Annotated in this window: 10 protein-coding genes; 2 read left to right on the top strand and 8 right to left on the bottom strand. The window is 73.9% G+C overall.

Going from position 1 to position 17,145, the window contains the following annotated elements; genetic code table 11:
- Window positions 1-9: 9 nt before the first annotated feature.
- Window positions 10-3,057 carry a glycoside hydrolase family 38 C-terminal domain-containing protein gene (locus tag AB0883_RS18350; RefSeq protein ID WP_366642349.1) on the bottom strand — a complete coding sequence of 1,016 codons (3,048 nt, stop codon included), beginning with the start codon at window positions 3,055-3,057 and terminating at the stop codon, window positions 10-12.
- Window positions 3,058-3,281: 224 nt separating this feature from the next.
- On the opposite strand from AB0883_RS18350, the gene AB0883_RS18345 reads away from it, so the two are divergent.
- Window positions 3,282-5,231 carry a hypothetical protein gene (locus AB0883_RS18345; protein WP_366642348.1) on the top strand — a complete coding sequence of 650 codons (1,950 nt, stop codon included), beginning with the start codon at window positions 3,282-3,284 and terminating at the stop codon, window positions 5,229-5,231.
- A 56-nt stretch (window positions 5,232-5,287) separates the two neighbouring features.
- On the opposite strand, the gene AB0883_RS18340 is transcribed toward AB0883_RS18345, so the two are convergent.
- From AB0883_RS18340 to AB0883_RS18320, 5 genes are all read right to left on the bottom strand, one after another.
- Complete coding sequence (locus AB0883_RS18340; protein WP_366642347.1) at window positions 5,288-8,122, bottom strand: glycoside hydrolase family 38 C-terminal domain-containing protein; 2,835 nt, start codon at window positions 8,120-8,122, stop codon at window positions 5,288-5,290.
- Window positions 8,119-8,700 (bottom strand): SIS domain-containing protein, encoded by a 582-nt coding sequence (locus AB0883_RS18335; RefSeq protein ID WP_366642346.1) that lies wholly within the window; start codon window positions 8,698-8,700, stop codon window positions 8,119-8,121. The genes AB0883_RS18340 and AB0883_RS18335 overlap by 4 nt, the downstream gene beginning before the upstream one ends.
- A complete protein-coding gene (locus tag AB0883_RS18330) occupies window positions 8,693-9,733 on the bottom strand; it encodes an ROK family protein (RefSeq protein WP_366642345.1) in 1,041 nt (346 codons plus the stop codon). Before AB0883_RS18330 ends, AB0883_RS18335 begins: the two co-directional genes overlap by 8 nt.
- Before the next feature lie 191 nt (window positions 9,734-9,924).
- Entirely contained in the window at window positions 9,925-10,971 is a 1,047-nt protein-coding gene (locus AB0883_RS18325) for a LacI family DNA-binding transcriptional regulator (protein WP_366642344.1), read from the bottom strand.
- 22 nt (window positions 10,972-10,993) lie between these two features.
- Window positions 10,994-12,892, bottom strand: a complete 1,899-nt coding sequence (locus AB0883_RS18320) for an MBL fold metallo-hydrolase (RefSeq protein ID WP_366642343.1) — start codon at window positions 12,890-12,892, stop codon at window positions 10,994-10,996.
- 103 nt (window positions 12,893-12,995) lie between these two features.
- Here AB0883_RS18320 and AB0883_RS18315 point away from each other — a divergent pair, with 103 nt between their 5' ends.
- Complete coding sequence (locus AB0883_RS18315; RefSeq protein WP_366642342.1) at window positions 12,996-15,110, top strand: protein O-GlcNAcase; 2,115 nt, start codon at window positions 12,996-12,998, stop codon at window positions 15,108-15,110.
- Here AB0883_RS18315 and AB0883_RS18310 read toward each other — a convergent pair.
- On the bottom strand, window positions 15,066-15,275 hold the full coding sequence (locus AB0883_RS18310) for an FAD-dependent oxidoreductase (protein ID WP_366642341.1): 210 nt from the start codon (window positions 15,273-15,275) through the stop codon (window positions 15,066-15,068). The genes AB0883_RS18315 and AB0883_RS18310 overlap by 45 nt on opposite strands.
- Before the next feature lie 19 nt (window positions 15,276-15,294).
- On the bottom strand, window positions 15,295-17,136 hold the full coding sequence (locus AB0883_RS18305) for a hypothetical protein (RefSeq protein ID WP_366642340.1): 1,842 nt from the start codon (window positions 17,134-17,136) through the stop codon (window positions 15,295-15,297).
- Between the last annotated feature and the right edge of the window lie 9 nt (window positions 17,137-17,145).

The following is a 17,145-nucleotide window of genomic DNA, read 5'->3' as shown; positions in this document are numbered from 1 at the left end:
CACGCCCTCTCAGGCTCGCGCCGGCGTCAGCCGGAGCGTCACCACCTGGAACGGCGTCAGGGCGAGGTCGACGGCGTCACCCTCGACCGTGACCGGGGCCAGTGCGGCGACCGATTCGTCCGCCCGCTCCAGCAGGTCGACCACCCGGGCCGCGGCGAGGCCGAACGAGGCGCGCAGACGGGCGCGGGCGCGTCCGCCGAGCGACTCGTACAGCCGGACGATCACGTCGCCGGAGCGGTCGTCGGCCAGCTTCACCGCCTCCACCACGACGGCCGGGTCGCTGACCTCGATCAGCGGGTCCACCGGGTGCCCACCGGTGCGGCGGCGGGCCGGCAGGTTGGCCCGGTAGCCCTCGCGTACCGCGTCCTCGATCTCCGCCCCGCAGACCAGCGCGTAGCCGAAGCGGTGCGCGCCCCGGTCGGTGTCCGGGTCGGGGTAGCGGGGGCCGCGCAGCAGGGACAGCCGTACGGTGGTCGGCTGCGCGCCCTGCGCGTCGCCGGGCGGCCGGCGCGTCACGTCGTGTCCGTACGTGCCGTCGTTGACCAGCGCCACGCCGTATCCCGGTTCCCCGACGTGCAGCCACCGGTGCGCGCAGATCTCGAAGCGCGCCGCGTCCCACGAGGTGTTGGTGTGGGTGGGCCGCTGGAGGTGGCCGAACTGGATCTCCGAGCTGGAGTGCGTGGCCTGGACGTCGACGGGGAAGGCCACCTTGAGGAAGGTCTCCCGCTCGTGCCAGTCCACCTCGGTCTCGAACCGCAGCACGCGCTCCCCGGCGGCGAGGGACACCGTCTGCACGTACGCGGAGTCGCGGTCGGCGCGGCTGATCCGGACGCGGACGCACCGGGGATCGTCGGCCTGGACCGTCAGCTCGGTGACCTCGGTGAGGTCGTGGCGCCGGTTGCGGTAGAACTCGTCGACGTCCCAGGCGTCGAACTTGTTCGGCAGGTCCGGGTGCAGTTGCAGGACGTTGGCCGGGGCGCCGGCCGGCAGCACCTCCCGGTCGGCCACCAGGTCGCGGATCGCCGCGACCGTCCCGTCGGTGGCGATGCGCACCCGGAGCAGGCCGTTGTCCAGCACGGTGCCGTCCGGGCCCGTCCGCACCGACACCGCCGGGGCGTCGGGCCCGGTGCCGTCCGCGGGGGCCGGCGCGATCCCGAGCGCCGGCACGCCGGGCCGCGGGTGCGGCGCGGCGTTGGCGACCAGTGGCACCGACCCCGGGCCGGTGAGCGCCGCGAGCGCAGCGTCGATCAGCGTCTCCAGCCGGTCGGCCAGTCTCGCGTACGTCTGCCGGGCCTCGCGGTGCACCCAGGCGATCGAGCTGCCCGGCAGGATGTCGTGGAACTGGAGCAGCAGGGTCTCCTGCCAGATGGCGTCCAGTTCGTCGTACGGGTACTCGTGGCCGGTCCGCGACGCCGCGGTGGCGCACCACAGCTCGGCCTCGCGCAGCAGGTGCTCGGTGTGCCGGTTGCCGCGCTTCATCGCCGACTGGCTGGTGTACGTGCCCCGGTGGTATTCGAGGTACATCTCGCCGTTCCACACGGGCGCGTCCGGATACTCGTGCTCCGCCTCGGCGAAGAACTCGGCCGGGGTGCGGATGGCCAGCCGGGGCGAGCCTTCGAGGTCGGCGACGCGGCGGGCGATCTCCAGCATCTCCCGAGTCGGCCCGCCGCCGCCGTTGCCGTAGCCGAACGGCAGCAGCGACACGGTGGAGCGCCCGTGCTCGGTGAAGTTGGCGACCCCGAACGCCAGCTCGCGCCCGCTCAGCTCCGAGCTGTACGTCTCGGCCGGCGGGAAGTGGGTGAAGACCCGGCTCCCGTCGATGCCCTCCCACCAGAAGGTGTGGTGCGGGAAGCGGTTGGTCTGGTTCCAGGACATCTTCTGGCTGAGGAACCAGCGGAAGCCGGCGAGGCGGGCGAGCTGCGGCAGGGACCCGGAGTAGCCGAACGAGTCCGGCAGCCAGACCTCTCGCGGTTCGATCCCGAACTCGGCGGCGAAGAACCGCTTGCCCTGGGTGAACTGACGCACCAGGGCCTCGCCGCCCGGCATGTTGGTGTCGGACTCCACCCACATGCCGCCGACCGGCAGGAACTGCCCGCTGGCCACCTTCTCCGCCACGCGGCGGTACACCTGCGGGTGGTGCTCGCGCAGCCAGGCGTACTGCTGGGCGGAGGAGCAGGCGAAGACGAGTTCGGGGTACTCGTCGGCGAGCGCCACGACGTTCGAGAAGGTGCGCGAGCACTTGCGGATCGTCTCGCGTACCGGCCACAGCCAGGCCGAGTCGATGTGCGCGTGGCCGACGGCGGTGACCCGGTGGGCGCTCGGCGCCGCCGGGGAGGCGAGGACGCCGGCCAGCCGCTTGCGGGCGGCGGGCGCGCTGCCGGTGAGGTCGCCGAGGTCCAGCTCGTCGAGCATCAGCTCCAGGGCGCGACGGATCTCGTGGTGCCGCGGGTCGGTCACGGCCAGCTCCAGGGCGAGCTGGTGCAGCACCTGCACGTCCAGGACGAGCGCGTACACCTCCTCGTCCCGTAGCGCCAGTTCCGCCCGGTCGAGCCGGTAGAGCGGCGTGTCTGGGGCGGTCTCCCGGTCACCGAGCTGCGTGACGGTGCCGTCGAAGCGCGGGTTCGCCGCGGCCTCGACGTACACCTCGACGCGCTCGCCGCCGGCCGCCTCCCGCGCCACCGGCACGTACGCCGTGCGTGGCTCGATGCCCTTGATCGGCGTGCCGTCCGCCGTGTACGCGAGGCCCTCCGAGCGGAAGCCGGGTCCGGCCCGTTCGAAGCCGAGATCGACGATCAGTTCGACCCGCCCGCCGCGCATCCGCTCGGGCACCTCGCCGGTGAAGCGGAACCAGGTGGTGCTCCAGGCGGGGCCCCAGAACTGGCCCACGGCGAACGGCGCGTAGGGCAGCGCCAGCCCGACGTCGGCGGGCACCGGCTCGCCGGGCAGGTGGGCCGCCTCGACGGTCACGGGTTCGACGTCGCGGTAGATCGCGGGGATCAACCGTTCGAGCAGCACCCGGTCGATCCGTTGGGTCAGGTTGGACAGAGAGCGATGCATCGGGAAGCTCCCGGGGGAGTGAGCGGCCGGGCCGCTTATGGGAACGAATCCACAGACGCAACCACACGCTTTTTGGGTGTGTCAATGCGTTCCGTCCGTCCGATCCCTGGCCCCGTAGGGGTACTTCCGCTATCTTGGCGGGTCAATAGTGGTATCGATCCCAGAGTGCGAAGGATGTGCACGCCAAGGTGACCGGCCCCCTGCCCGCTGCGGTCGCAGTGCCCATGCCACTGCGCAACGCGGCCGGTGAGACGGTCGGCTCGGCGCCCGGGACGGTCGACGTCGTCTGGGCCGACGGCCGGACCGAACCGGCCGTCGACGGGCCGTTCACGGCCACCCTCGACTGGGCGCCGCCGTCGGCCACCGGGCGGCGCGACGTCCGGCTGACCGTCGAGTACCGGGGCGACGCGGTGGTGGACGCGGGAATCCGGTACCGGGTCGACCTCGCCGCCGACCCAGACCCGCCGTGGTGGCTGCTGCCCGGCGCGTTCTACGGCGAGAACCGGCCCGCGGACTGCCTGCGGGTGTATCCCCGGTTCGCGGTCGACGGCACCGACCACGCCGGCATGGTCAGCGACCACTGGGAGTTCCGGGCCGACCGAGCGGCCACCCCGGCGGTGTTCGGCTGGGCCGGCGAGGGCGGCGTCGCCCTGGTCGCCGACGAGACCACCGCCCTCGGCATGACCGGGCTGGGGTTCGGGCACGACGCCGGGCGCGGCGGCGGACACCTGCACCTGACGTTTCCGTTCCGGGAGGCGCCGGTCAGCTACGACGGATCCGCGGCACCGGGGCCCGCCGAGGTCAGCACGTACACCTGGCGCCCGGGCGAGCGGGTGGAACTGGACCTCGCCGTCTACGCGCTGGACCGGGACCGGCACGGCTACGCGGCCGTGCTGCGCGAGGAGCACGCCCGCCAGGCCGCCGACGCCCCGCTGCGGCCCTGGGTCGACGTCACGCAGGCCGCCGTGCTGGCCGCCGAGGGGTTGCGCCGGTGGCACTACGCCGAGCCCGGCGTCCTGCTGGAGACCGTCGCGTTCGACCGGGGCATCAGCGGCCAGGACGGGCTGCCCGTGGACCGGCAGGCCATGCACGTGGGCTGGGTCAGCGGCATCCCGTGGGCGTACGCGCTGCTGGCGCACGGCCGACGGGTCGGCGCGACGGCCGACGTCACGGCCGCGGCGCGGGTCATCGACTTCTGCTGCGCCGAGCTGTCCCCGTCCGGCACCTTCTGGGGCGTCTGGTACCGCCACCGGGGCTGGTCGCAGAGCTGGTCACCGGTGCCGCACACGCTGCACTCGCGCACCCTCGCCGAGGCGACGCAGTTCCTCGTCCGGGCCCTGGAGCTCGACGGTGACCCGGGCGGCCCGCGGCCGGCGTGGATCCACGCGGTCCGGTCCAACCTCGACGCGGTCGTCGCCCGGCAGCGCCCGGACGGCAACCTCGGCTCGACCCATCACGCGCTGACCGGCGACGTGCTCTCCTGGGCCGGCTGCGCGGGACTGGCCTGGGTGGGCGCGCTGGCCGAGGCCGCCCGCTGGGACGGGCCGGACGGCGCCGGGGGCGGATACCTGGCCGCCGCCGTCCGGGCCGGGGAGTACTACGCGCCGTTCGTGGAGAGCGAGTTCCTGCACGGCGCGCCGGAGGACGTGGACCTGGCCCCCACCTCGGAGGACGGCTACGTCGCCGTGATGGCGTACCTGGCGCTGTACCGCCGCACCGGCGAGCGACGCTGGCTGGACCTCGCCCGCCGCGCCGCCGACTGGACGCTGACCTTCCGGTACACGTACAACACCACGTTCCCGGCCGGCACCCTGCTGCACACCTACCGCTTCGCCACCCGGGGGGCCGACAACGCCTCGCCCTCCAACCAGCACCTGCACGCGTACGGGCTGATCTGCACGGCCGAGTTCGCGGAACTCTCCGCCGCCTGCGGCGACCCGCACTACGTCGAGCGTGCGCGCGAGGCGCTGGCCTGCTTCCGCCAGTTCGTCGCGCGCTTCGACGGCGACTTCAACGCGTACCGGGGGATGGTGAGCGAGCGGTACTACCAGACCGCCTGCTTCCAGCCGAAGGGCATGCTGCTGACGCTGTCGCACGCGTGGAGCGTGGGGGTGCTGCTGCTCGGCTGCGAGCAGGCGCTGGCCGATCCCGCCCTCCTGGTCCCGCCCCGCTGACCCGCCCCGGACGCGCGGGGGCGGGCCAGCGGGGGAGCGGTCCCGCGCGCCGGGACTCAGCCGCCCTCGCGGCGGCGTTGGTTCGGGGCCAGCCGCTCGGCCGGCATCGTCGCGTCGGAGGACTCGCGGTCGGGCTCGGTGCTGCGCCGCCCGCCCGGCGCCGCCGGGATCGCCGACTCCGTGACCGACCCGGGCGACGCCTCGGCGAGGTCCCACTCGATGAGGTCGACCTCCCGGACGGCGCCCCCGTTTACCGGCACCCGGAAGGTGCGGAGCTGGCTGGGACCGAAGTCGGCCTCGATGACCCGCCCGAGCACCGGCAGGTCGATGCGGGCCCGGGCGGGCCGGCCGGTGGTCTCCACCGCCCGGACGACCAGGTCCGGGGCCCCGCCGCCGTCCTCGTGGCCCTTCACGGCGGTCACCATCACCTGGTCACCACCGTCGGACAGGTAGCTCTGCTGGGCGGGCAGCGGACCCCGGTGGAAGCTCTCCAACATGGCCCGGACCGGCGCGCCCAGCTCGGCCGCCCGCCGGAACAGGCCGGCCTGCCGCCAGTCGCCCCCGTGCGGCACGAGCAGGTAGCGGAAGGACTGGATCCCCTGGTCCTGGTACGAGTAGAAGCCGTCCGGATCGAGCTGACGCGGATCGTGCCAGGAGTAGACGGGGCTGCGTACGGCCGTGATGCCGATGCTCGGGGTGTCCCCGTCGGGATCGCCGGGCGAGACGTCGTACCCGTGCTTGGCGTTGTTGACCACCGCGAGCCCGGCGGGCCGGCCGTCCACCGTGCCGCTGACGTCCACCCACGACTGTGCGGGGTTCTCCCCGCCGTCGACCGGCTGCCCGATGGAGCCGAACGGGATCTCGTAGGTGGCGACCGGGTCGCTCACGGCCGTCGGGAAGCAGAGCTTGAGCAGGTGGGCCTGCTCCCGCCAGTCGAGGGTCACCCGGACCTCGACGTGGTCGTCGCGGTGCCCGAGGATGAACTCCTCGACCATCGTGGAACGGTTCCACGCCCGCTCCACCCGCAGCCGGGCGCGCAGCGGCCCCGCCTCGCGCAGGGTGACGCGGCTGGTCCGCATGGGAGCCCCGGGCCACCGGTACGAGACGACCCGGTGGCCCCAGGTGTCCGTCGGGTCCTGGCAGATCTGGGTGTGCTCGCCCCGGGCGCCGGCCACCAGGTCCACCCCGGTCCGCTTGTCGAGCAGCCCGCGCAGCCATCCGGTCTCCGGGTCGATCTCCACCCGGAGCAGGTCGTTCTCCAGGACCGTGTCGGTGGCCCGCAGGGTGCCCGCGTGCCGCTCACCGACCGGCGTGTCCGCCGACGCGGCGCCGGACCGCAGCCGGTAGAGCCGGTAGCCCAGTGGCGGCAGCACCGCCTCGAACACCGTCGCCCCGCGCCCCTTGTCGTCGGTCGTGGCCACCGACTGGGTCCGCTGGGCGAGGGTCACGCGGTCGTCGGCGTCCACCACGTGCACCCCGGTGGGCTGGGTGCCGTACTGGAGTTCCACCTGCGCCGTCACCGGCCACGGATGGGGATTGAAGACCAGGACGGGCTGGGTGCCCTCGACCAGCGGGATGTCGACGTGCCGGGCGATCACGTTGTGCGTACGCGTGATGATCCGCTTGGCGACCGCCACCGCCTCGCCGAGCTGGTCGCGGGCGTCGTCGTACGCGCTCTCGATCGCGGAGCCCGGCAGGACGTCGTGGAACTGGTTGAACAGGATCTGCCGCCAGGCCCGGCCGAGGTCGTCGGTGGGGTAGTCCAGCCCGAACAGCGTCGAGCCGAGCACCGCCCACCGCTCCGCGGACAGGATCGCGGCCTGCGCGCGGCGCTGCCAGAGCTTGATCCCGGAATGCGCGGAGTAGCAGCCCGGGGCGTGCATCTGCAGGTCGTCCCGCCAGACCGGCAGCTTCGCCAGCCCCTCTTCGCCCTGGTTCTTGGCGAACTCGTCGAAGTAACGGGCCGGCGAGGAGATGACCATCCGGCCGAACGAGCCCATCCGGTCGTAGCGGTGGATGGACTCGATGTTGGCCCGGGTGGGTCCGCCGCCGTGGTTCCCGACGCCGAAGTAGATCATCATGTCGCCCAGGCCGTGGTCGAGCACGCCGAGCGACTTGTCGGTCTGCCCCGCCACGTCACCGGGCGGGCTGCAGTACTCGAACGGGATGCGGTAGGCGAGCACGCGGGAACCGTCGGGCGACTCCCACCAGAAGGCGGTGCCGGTGAGGTGGGACTCGTGCGGGCCGGGCCGCAGGAAACAGTACGCGTGCATGCCCTGGCCGCGCAGGATCTGCGGCAGCATGCCGTTGTGCCCGAACGGGTCGACGTTCATGCCGACCGTGGCGGTGACGCCGAACTTCTCCTTGAGATAGCGCTGGCCGTACAGCCCCTGCCGGACGAACGACTCGCCCGAGGGCATGTTGCAGTCCGGTTCCACCCACCAGCCGCCGACCATCTGCCAGCGGCCCTCGGCGACCCGTTCCCGGATCCGGGCGAACAGTTCGGGGTCGGACTCCTCCACCCAGCTCAGCAGCACCACCTGGTTGCAGGTGAAGACGAAGTCCGGATACTCCTCCATCCGGTGGATCGCCGACCAGAAGGTGGCCCGGGTCTCCTGGTAGCCCTCCTGCCACGGCCACAGCCAGACCGGATCGAGGTGGGCGTTGCCGATCATGTGCAGGGTGCGTTGCGGTGTCGCCGCCGGGCGGCGCGCGGGGTGCAGGCCGGGCGGCTGGTCGCCGGAGGGGGCGTTGGCGACCGGCGCCGTCGGGCGTCCGGTGGTGGCCTCCGCCGCCGTCCGCTGCCGGGGCGGCTGCGCCGTCGGGCCCGACGGCGGTGCCGATGGCGTGGTGCCGGTGCCGGTGCCGTCGCGGTGGTCGGGCTCGGTCACGCCGTGGGCTCCTCGCCGGCGGCCCACGCGTCGACCATCTCGCTGATCACGTGCAACATCAGGGTGTGCATCTCCTGGATCCGCTGGGTGCTCTTGCTGGGCACGAGCAGGGCGTGGTCGGCGTGGATGCGGGCCGGACCGCCGTCGCCGCCGGCGAACAGCACCGTCGTGGCGCCGCCGGCCTGCCCGGCGGCGAGGGCCGCCACGACGTTGGGGGACCGCCCCGAGGTGGTGAAGGCGATGACCACGTCGTCCGGGCGGGCGAGCGCCCGCACCTGGCGGGAGAAGACGTCCTCGTACGAGTAGTCGTTGGCGATGCAGGTCATCACGCTGGCGTCGGTGCTCAAAGTCACCGCGGGCAGTGGCCTGCGGTCGCGCTTGTAGCGGCCGATGAGTTCGCCGGCGAGGTGCTGCGCGTCCGCGGCGCTGCCTCCGTTGCCGAGGGTGTAGACGACGCCGCCGCGGGCGAGCCGGTGACAGACGAGCTCGCCCACCGTCCGGATGTCGTCGGCCAGTGTGGTGGTCGCCTCGGCGACGGCCACGTGGTCGTCCAGTTGGGTCTTCAACCAGTCAGACATGGGCTCGCTCCACTCGCAGGTTCCGGGTCATGTCGCCGGCCAGATCGGCCTCGGCGAGCAGGTCGTGGCCGATGGCTCCGGCACCCACCACGCAGACCAGGTCGCCGAGTTCGGCCGGGACGACGCGGGCGGCGCGGGCCGCCGGCGCCATGGCCTCCCGCGCCACGAGGGCGCGGACCGGGTCGATCAGCATGGCCCCGGCCCGGGTGACGCCCCCGCCCAGCACCACCATGTCGGGTTCGAACACGTTCACGAGGTCGGTGACCGCCGCGCCGAGCAGGTCGACGGTCTCGGTCCACACCCGCACGGCCAGCGGGTCGCCGGCGGCGGCCGCCGCCGAGACGTCCGCGGCGGTCACCGTGGGCAGCGCCGACATCGACGAGGCCGCGCCACCGGCCAGGGCCTCGCGGGCGCGCTGGGCGATCGACGTGCCGGAGGCGTACGCCTCGACGCAGCCCCGTCGTCCGCAGCCGCATCGCCGGCCGCCCCGGTGCACGGTCAGGTGCCCGAACTCCCCGCCGTTGCCCGCGGCGCCGCGGTGCGGGGTGCCGTTGATGACGGCGCCGCCGCCGACTCCGGTCGAGACGGTCAGGTAGAGCATGGTGGTGGTGCCACGGCCGGCGCCGAACCGGTACTCGGCGATGGCGCCGACGGTCGCGTCGTTCTGCAGCGCGAACGGCACCCCGAACGCGTCCGCCGCGAGCGGCCCGATGGGCACGTCTGTCCAGCCGGGCAGGTGCGGTGGGGACAGCAGCCTGCCGGACGGCCCGTCCAGCGGCCCGCCGCAGGCGATGCCCACCGCCCGTACGGGCCCGACGCCGGCGAGTTCGACGGCGCGGCGGCCCATCTCGAAGAGCCGCCGTGTCACGACGCGCCAGCCGTCCTCCCGGCGGGTGGGCTCCACCACCAGGCCGTGGCTGGATCCGTCGGCCGTCACCACGCCCACGGCCAGCTTCGTGCCGCCGATGTCGAGGGCCAGAACCGGGCCCGGGCTGCCGGCGGGCGGCAGGGCGAACCGGTCAGCGTCGGTCATGGGAGTCCTCTCGGTCGGCCCCGGAGGGTGGTGCAGCGGGATGCCCGCGGGGTCCCCGGGGCGGCCGTCCGAAGGGCGGGCGGTCTATGGGATCGATCCCAGACAGAGCCTATGAGTGAGCCCGGACGCCGTCAAGACAGGGCGCCCGGGCGCGTGCCGGGTGGATCGGGATGGTGCCGTCGGTGCGCGGTTCAGCGCGGCGGGGGCGGTGCCGTCGAGCCGCGGGAGGTGACCGTGGCCGAGAGCAGCACGGTGCGCACCGGCGCGTGCGGCGACTGGATGCGCTCGAAGAGCTGGGAGACGGCCGCCTCGCCGAGGGCCACCGGATCCTGCGCCACGGCGGTCACCCCGGGTTGGACCAGGCTCATCCACGAGACGTCGTCGAAGGACACCAGGCTGAGCTGACCGGGGATGGTGAGGTTGAGCTCGGTCGCGGCCCGCCACACGGCCTCGGCCAGGACGTTGTTGGCGGCGAACACGGCGGTCGGCGGCTCCGGCCGGCTGAGCAGCTTGTGTGCCTCGATCCGGGCGGCGTCGACGTCCCAGCCGGCGGTGACCACCAGCGAGTCGTCGAACGGCACGCCGGCCGCCGCGAACGCCGCCCGGTAGCCGGCGAGCCGGTCCCGGCCGGTGGTCCAGTGCATCTCGTCGATCACCATCGCGATGCGCCGGTGGCCGAGTTCCAGCAGCTGCGAGGTGACCTGCCGCGCGGCGCTGCCGTTGTCGACCATGACGGCGTCGCAGGCGCCCAGCGAGAACTGGCGGTCCACCTCCACCACCGGGATCCGCTGCCGGGCCAGGTAGGTGCTGATCTCCGCCGACACGGGGGTGACGATGACCCCGGCCACCCGCAGGGCCACGAACGCCTCGGCCGCCTCCGCCTCGACCTCCGGAGAGCCGCCGTCGTCGGCCAGCATCATCGTGTACTGCCGCTTGCGGGCCTGCTGGCCGATGCCGGCCGCGAGCCCCGCGTAGAACGGGTTGTTCAGGTCGGACACCAGCACGCCGATCGACTGGCTGGCCTGCTGCCGCAGGTGCCGGGCGGTAGCGTCGGGCACGTAGCCGAGGCTGCGGGCGACCTCCCGGACCCGGTCGCGCACCGCCGGTGCGACGTACCCGCGACCGGTCAACGCCCGGGAGGCGGTCGACCGGGACACCCCTGCCGTCTCGGCGACCTCCCTGATGGTAGGCCGACGTGCCGGAGGAAACCCGTCGGGCACTGTCAGCCCACTCTTCATCCGGCCACCTGTCCCGCTTCCGTCACGTCGACCCAGCTTCCGTCACGTCCACCAGTGCCTCCGCGTGCTGACCCAGGTGGAGATCGCCGATACTCACATCGACGGCCATCCGGGCCCGTCGTCGCGCCGGCCCTGTCATCGTCACCTCGACCTCTATCTCCCCCCGCCCGAGCGGGGGCAACGAGATCGCCGCGACGTCCGGCACAGCGACCCAGCCTACCGGCAGCACAAGACATACCACGGCCTTCTCGACGGAGGGTCGCGGGTTGCTCACGCTGACGACGAAGCGGGCGACCGTGCCAGTCTGCGCCCGCGAGTAGTACGGCGCAATTCGGGCGAGCACGCCGTCCGCGACGACCTCGCCCTCGTCCAGCGGCAGCAGGTCCCGGTGGATCCGGACGAGTTCGTCGCCCGCCTCGGTCAACAGCTCCAGGTAGTCGTCGGTGACCCAGCGCGGCGACCAGTGCCCGGAGACCATCAGCCCCGGGCCGACCCGGCGGTACAGCTCGGCGCTCGCCCGGTAGTCGCCGACGCGGAAGCGGTTGCGGTACTGGTAGTTCAGGACCTCGCGGGGGCCGCCGCGCACTCCCGTGCCGACCTGCTGGTCGCTGGTGACCAGCACGGTCACTCCGTCCACCACGAACTCGTACGCCGCCGCGTAGAGGGTGTGGCCGGGCAGTTCGTGGACCATGATCTCGTACTCGTGCCAGGTGAAGCTCTCGCCCAGCGGGAGCCGCCGGTCCACCGGGATCGGGTCGTACCAGGTGCACGGCAGGTCCTGGACCATGGGCGCCTCGAGGATCCCGGCCACGTTCTCCGGCGCCCAGATCTCGGTGCCCGCCACGTCCCGCAGCAGGTTCATGCCGGCCACGTGGTCGTCGTGGTAGTGGGTCGGCAGGGCCACCTCGATCGACGTGACGCCGTGGTTGCGCCGCAGCGCCGGCAGGGAGGCCAACCAGGGGCGGCGCGACGCCCGGTCGGTGCCCGAGGGCAGGCCGGTGGTCATGTCGTAGCCGTAGTCGATCACGAGTGCCGCGCCCGTCTCCGACAGCAGGACGTAGCTGCACGAGTTGCTGGTCCGGTTTAACAGCAGGTGCGCGGTGAGCGCGGTGAACGGGTTGTCCAGCCGGTCGCGCAGGTCCCAGGGGTACGGGCGGCGCGAGTCGACGTACTGGCCCATCCGGGTGGCGAGCAGGCCCAGGGCCGTCCGCGGCTCGTCCATCGGCTCGCCGTGCGAGGGCAGCAGCAGGTCGAGGTCGCGCTCCATGAGCTGATAGCAGCTCAGCACGGTCATCGCCGGGCCCTCGTTGTCGGTGTACGACCACTGTGTGGCGGCCAGCGACCAGACCTTTCCCGGGGCGTAGACCAGGTCGCCGGTGAACGCCAGGCGACGGCCGTCGCGCTCGACGAGGTAGGTCACCGACCCGGTGGTGTGGCCGGGCGTGGGCACCACCTCGACGGTGGTTCCGGCGTACGTGCGGCGCCGGTACTCGGGCACCACGTCGTGCACCGGTACCGACTCCAGTAGCGAGAACCTGTCCTGCCGCAGGTTGTAGTCGTTGTGGAGGGTGCGCGCCTGCCACATCCCCTCCACGTCGGCGAACAGGTCCCGCTCGACCGGCGGCACGTGGATCCGGATGCCCGCGGCCACCGCCAGCGGCAGGCCCTGCCCCTGGTCGCGGTGATGGTGGGTCATCAGGACGTCGGTGATCCGGTCGATCCCCATCTCGGCCAGGTGGTCGAGTGCGAGACCGGAGCCGAAGTCGACGGCGAAGGCGGTGCGCGGGGCCGAGGCGCCGTCCCGGCCGGTCGCGCCGTCCGGTCCTTGCGGTCCTTCCGGCGAGCGCACCACGTAGACGTTGCAGGTGTCCGTGACCCGGAAGACGCCGGGCGCTATCTCCGCTACACGCGACTCGGTCATGTGCGGGATGGTATCGATCCCATAGCCCTCGGGGAAGATTCAATATTCGCACCAAGATAAGCGTTGGTTCATAAGGGAAAGACCTACTGATAACGTTCCCAGAATGTCGGCTCCCACCCTCTCCCCGGATGGTCAACCGCCCCCCGTCCTGTCCATCCGCGGCACCGTCGAGGGCTTCTACGGCCCGCCCTGGTCGCACGCCGAGCGCATGGCGCACCTGGAGTTCTCCGCCCGCGTCGGCCTGAACGCGTACGTCTACGCCCCGAAGAACGACCCCTACCACCGGGCCCGCTGGCGGCACCGGTACCCGGCACCCGACCTCGCCCGGCTCGCCGAGCTGGCGGAGACCGCCCGTACGCTGGGCATCCGCTTCACGTACGCGATCAGCCCCGGCCTGTCGATGCGCTTCGCCGAGGAGGTGGACTACCAGGCGCTCGCCGCGAAGGCCGCCCAGTTGCACGACGCCGGGGTGGACTCGTTCGCCCTGTTCTTCGACGACGTACCGGCCGAACTGACCCGGCCCGAGGAGGTGGACCGGTGGCCCGGCGCCGGGGCGACCGGCGCCGCGCACGGCGAGACGTGCACCCGGTTCGTGGCGGAGTTCCTGACGCCCCGTGGCATCCGGGAGCCGCTGCTGGTCTGCCCCACGGACTACGCCGGGGTCGAGGAGACCGCCTACCGCCGGCGGTTCGCCGCGACCGCCCCGCCGGACGTGGTGGTGGCCTGGACCGGGCACGACATCGTGGTGGGCGAGGTGAGCCGGTCGGACGTCGACCGGGCCGCCGCCAGCTACCGGCGCCGCCTGATGCTGTGGGACAACTTCCCGGTCAACGACTTCGAGCCGAGCCGGCTCTTCCTCGGCCCGCTCACCGGGCGCACCACCGAGCTGGCCGGCTCGCCGCTGGCCGGGGTGCTCGCCAACCCGATGATCCAGGCCGTGCCGTCCCGGATCCCGTTGACGTCGGTGGCCGACTGGGCCCGCGACCCGGATGGTTACGATCCGGCGGTGTCCGCCCGGCGGGCGCTGGACGCGGTGGCCGGGGCCGGAGCGGAGCACCTGGCGCCGCTGGTCGGCGTGTGCGGCTCCTGGCCGCCGAGCGCCGAACCGGACGCCGAACTGGTCCGTGCGGTGACCGACACCCTCGCCGGGCGGCCGGGCGCCGCCGGGGTGCTGACCGGGCGCCTCACCGGGTTGGCCCGGGCGTGCCGCGCGGCGGCCGAGCCGGAGCTCCTGGTGGCGGCCCTGCGCCCGTGGCTCGTCGCGGGCGCCGACATGGCGGCGGCGGGACTGGCGGCCGTCCGCCTGCTGGACACCGCGACCGCCGCCCGAACCGCCGACGCGGTCGAGGACACCCGGCGGGCCCTCGCGCGGGCCGAGAGCCACTACGCCGACGTCCTGCGTGCGGTCGTCCCGCCGTTCGTGCGGGAGGTGTTGGACCGCGCCGGCCGGCCGGGTCCGGGGCCGGCCGGACAGGCGGAGCGGGACGCGGCCGGCCGCCCCGCCCGCGCCGACGGTCGGCCGGTGGCACTGCTGGTCACCGGCGAGCGCCGCACCGCCGGGGACGAGGCCGTCGCCGCGCTGCTCGGCGAGCGGGGGTACGCGGTGTGCCGGCAGCACGCTCCGGGCCCCGACGAGGTCGCGGCGGCGTCGCTCGTCGTCGTCACCCGGGGCGCCGACGGACCGGCGATCGAGGCGGTCGCCCACGCCGGCGCACCGCTGCTGGCCTGGCACGGCCTCGTCCCGCTCGGGCTCGCCCGGCACAGCGAGGTGCTGCTGGCCCGCGACCGGGTGCGGATCGTGGACCCGGCCGACCCCGCCGCCGCCGGGCTCGACGACGTGGTGTCGGTCTACCGGGGACCGGCCAAGCTGACGGTCGCCGAGGTCGGGCCGGAGGCGCAGGTCGTGGCGCTGGTCGTGGACGAGAACCGCCCGGCCCTGTTCCGCTACCCGCGCGGTGCCCGACTGCCGGACGGGACCGTCGCACCCGCGCCGCGGGTCGGCGTGTTCCTGGGCGCGGACGGCCTGGCGCCGTGGCTGATGACCGCCGAGGGGAGGGCACTGGTCGTGGCCGCGCTGGACGCCTGCGCGGCCCGGGGCCGTCCCGCGCCCGCCGCGGGGGAGCGGCCGGGCACGGTCACGACGGGCCCGGCCGCCAACCGGCAGCGCGGGGCGTCACAGCCCGAGGACCTGCCCCGCGTCCCGGAGGTGTCGCTGTAGCAGCCGGGTGTCCACCGACTGCACGGGGCGGCCGTCGCGCAGCGCCAGCGTGGCGGCCAACCCGGCGACGTGCCCCAGCATCGGGTACTGCACCTCCGTCCGGATCGACGAGAACGCCACGTGCGAGGCGGAGACGCAGGCCGGGACGATGAGGTTCAGGTACACGACCACCTCGGCCGGTGTGTCATCCGACCTCCAGCGCCCGGCGCGCGGTCGCCTCCGGAGCGTCGCCGGCCGTCTCCCGCCCGGCCCGGTAGTCCCGCCAGGTGCGGGCCACCAGGGCCAGGTCGTTCCCGGTCAGCTCCTCGGCGGAGCGGTCGATGCGTTCGGCGTAGTAGAGCGCCGGTACGCCGAGCCGGCGTTGCGCCTCGACGTACGCGTGCCACTCCGCCCGGTCCGCGATCGGCCACTGGTCGGTGTCGACGAGGTGGCCGGGCATCGTCGCCGCGACCACGGCGTGCCGGAAGGCGAGCTGGTCGACGGCCGGGACGACCCCGCCGGCCGGGTCGCGTTCGAGGATGTCGTTGAGCCGGATCATGTCGCAGACGTCGCCGAAGCCGGGGTGCGGCGTGTGGGTGACGACGAGAGCGTCCGGCTTGACCGCCTTCGCCGCCCGGTACAGCGTCTCCAGCATCCGGTGCAGCGCGGCGATCCCCCACGGGGCGTCGGCCGGGGCGCCCGGTCGCCGCAGCCCCCGACCGGTCGGCGCGCGCTGGGTGAAGTCGATCTTGAAGCCGTCCGCGTCCAGGCCGTCCGGGCCGAGCAGCCCGGTCACGATCCGGGCCAGCCGGTCGAGGTACGCGGGGCTGCCGGGGTCGACGGCTACCGGCCGCCCGCCCGGGTCGGTCACACATTCCGCCGCCGGCAGGCCGGTCGGGTCCCACGCCTTCCACCAGAGCAGCACCCGCTGGCCGGCGGCGTGCCGCTGGTCGATCCAGGACCGCAGGTCGGGCCAGCGGGCCGGGTCCGGCTCGGCGGTGCCGTACGCCAGCTGCCAGCGGTCGTCGATCACCACCGTGCCCGGGACGACGCCGTGTTCCGCGAGCCGGCCGAGCCAGCCGTCGTAGCGGTCCTGACGGGCCAGGTCGAAGGCGATCGGCAGGCCGTCCGGCACCAGCGCCGGCCCGAGTTCCGACAGGTGGTACGGGTACGACATGGGCTGGCCCGGGATGGGCGCGGCGGCGCACTGCGCGCCCCAGCCGCAGAAGATCGGCTCGGTCCACCAGCCGGCCCGGGGCGTGGCCGCAGCGGCGGGCGCGAAGCCGCGCTCCACCAGGTCCGCCCGGTACGTCGCCAGGCCCTGCCACGGGTCGGCCGCCGGCCGGAGCACGACGGCGGGGCTCTCGAACGACCCGTCGACGCACGTGTGCCCGTCGTAGTCGAGTTCCAGCAGGAAGCCGCCGTCCAGCGGGACGTACCTCAGCTCGGTGAAGCGCAGGTCGGCGACGCGGCCCCGCACTCCCGCGGTGAGCCAGCCACCGTCGGGGACGTGGGTGGCGTGCCGGGCGGTCTCCCGCCCGAACGCCAGGAACAGCGGCGGCGGGGAGAAGACGGCGTGCAGCCGTCCGGCCGAGGCGTCGCCGACGACCCCGAGGGCGGCGCCGGCGGAGGCCGGCCGCACGACCTGGACCGGCTCGGTGGGGGTGGGATTGAACACCGAGGCGAAGTCGGTCGAGGAACGGAAGGTGCCGCACGCCCCGCTCGGCAGGACCGCCCGGCCGCCCAGCAGCCGGACGTCGCCGAGCGTGCCGGAGCCGGTGACGCTGACCGACGCCTCGATTCGGTCGGCGAAGCAGCGGAGCCGGACCGACTTGGCCGTCCACGCGGTGCTCCGGCAGGCCAGTTCCACCTCGACGACGTCCTCGCCGTCGCACCGCCCGGCGGACACCACCGGCTCGCCGAAGTCGTACGACTCGTCCGCCAGGTCGACCCGGTCCACCGAGGCCAGCAGGCTCAGCCGGGACCAGATCCGGCCGTCCGCGTCGGCCAGGACGGCGAGCCGCTGCGGAGCGCGTACCTGCAACACGTAGCCGGC

It is taken from the genome of Micromonospora sp. NPDC047812 (genome assembly GCF_040704175.1).
Lineage (GTDB): Bacteria > Actinomycetota > Actinomycetes > Mycobacteriales > Micromonosporaceae > Micromonospora.
Note: the sequence above shows the minus strand (reverse complement) of the source record. Positions and strands in the feature narration are given on the sequence as shown.

Coding starts and splice junctions, on each gene's coding strand:
- AB0883_RS18350 (WP_366642349.1), bottom strand. CDS start 3,057: ATGCATCGCTCTCTGTCCAACCTGACCCAACGGATCGACCGGGTGCTG.
- AB0883_RS18345 (WP_366642348.1), top strand. CDS start 3,282: ATGCCACTGCGCAACGCGGCCGGTGAGACGGTCGGCTCGGCGCCCGGG.
- AB0883_RS18335 (WP_366642346.1), bottom strand. CDS start 8,700: ATGTCTGACTGGTTGAAGACCCAACTGGACGACCACGTGGCCGTCGCC.
- AB0883_RS18330 (WP_366642345.1), bottom strand. CDS start 9,733: ATGACCGACGCTGACCGGTTCGCCCTGCCGCCCGCCGGCAGCCCGGGC.
- AB0883_RS18325 (WP_366642344.1), bottom strand. CDS start 10,971: ATGAAGAGTGGGCTGACAGTGCCCGACGGGTTTCCTCCGGCACGTCGG.
- AB0883_RS18320 (WP_366642343.1), bottom strand. CDS start 12,892: ATGACCGAGTCGCGTGTAGCGGAGATAGCGCCCGGCGTCTTCCGGGTC.
- AB0883_RS18315 (WP_366642342.1), top strand. CDS start 12,996: ATGTCGGCTCCCACCCTCTCCCCGGATGGTCAACCGCCCCCCGTCCTG.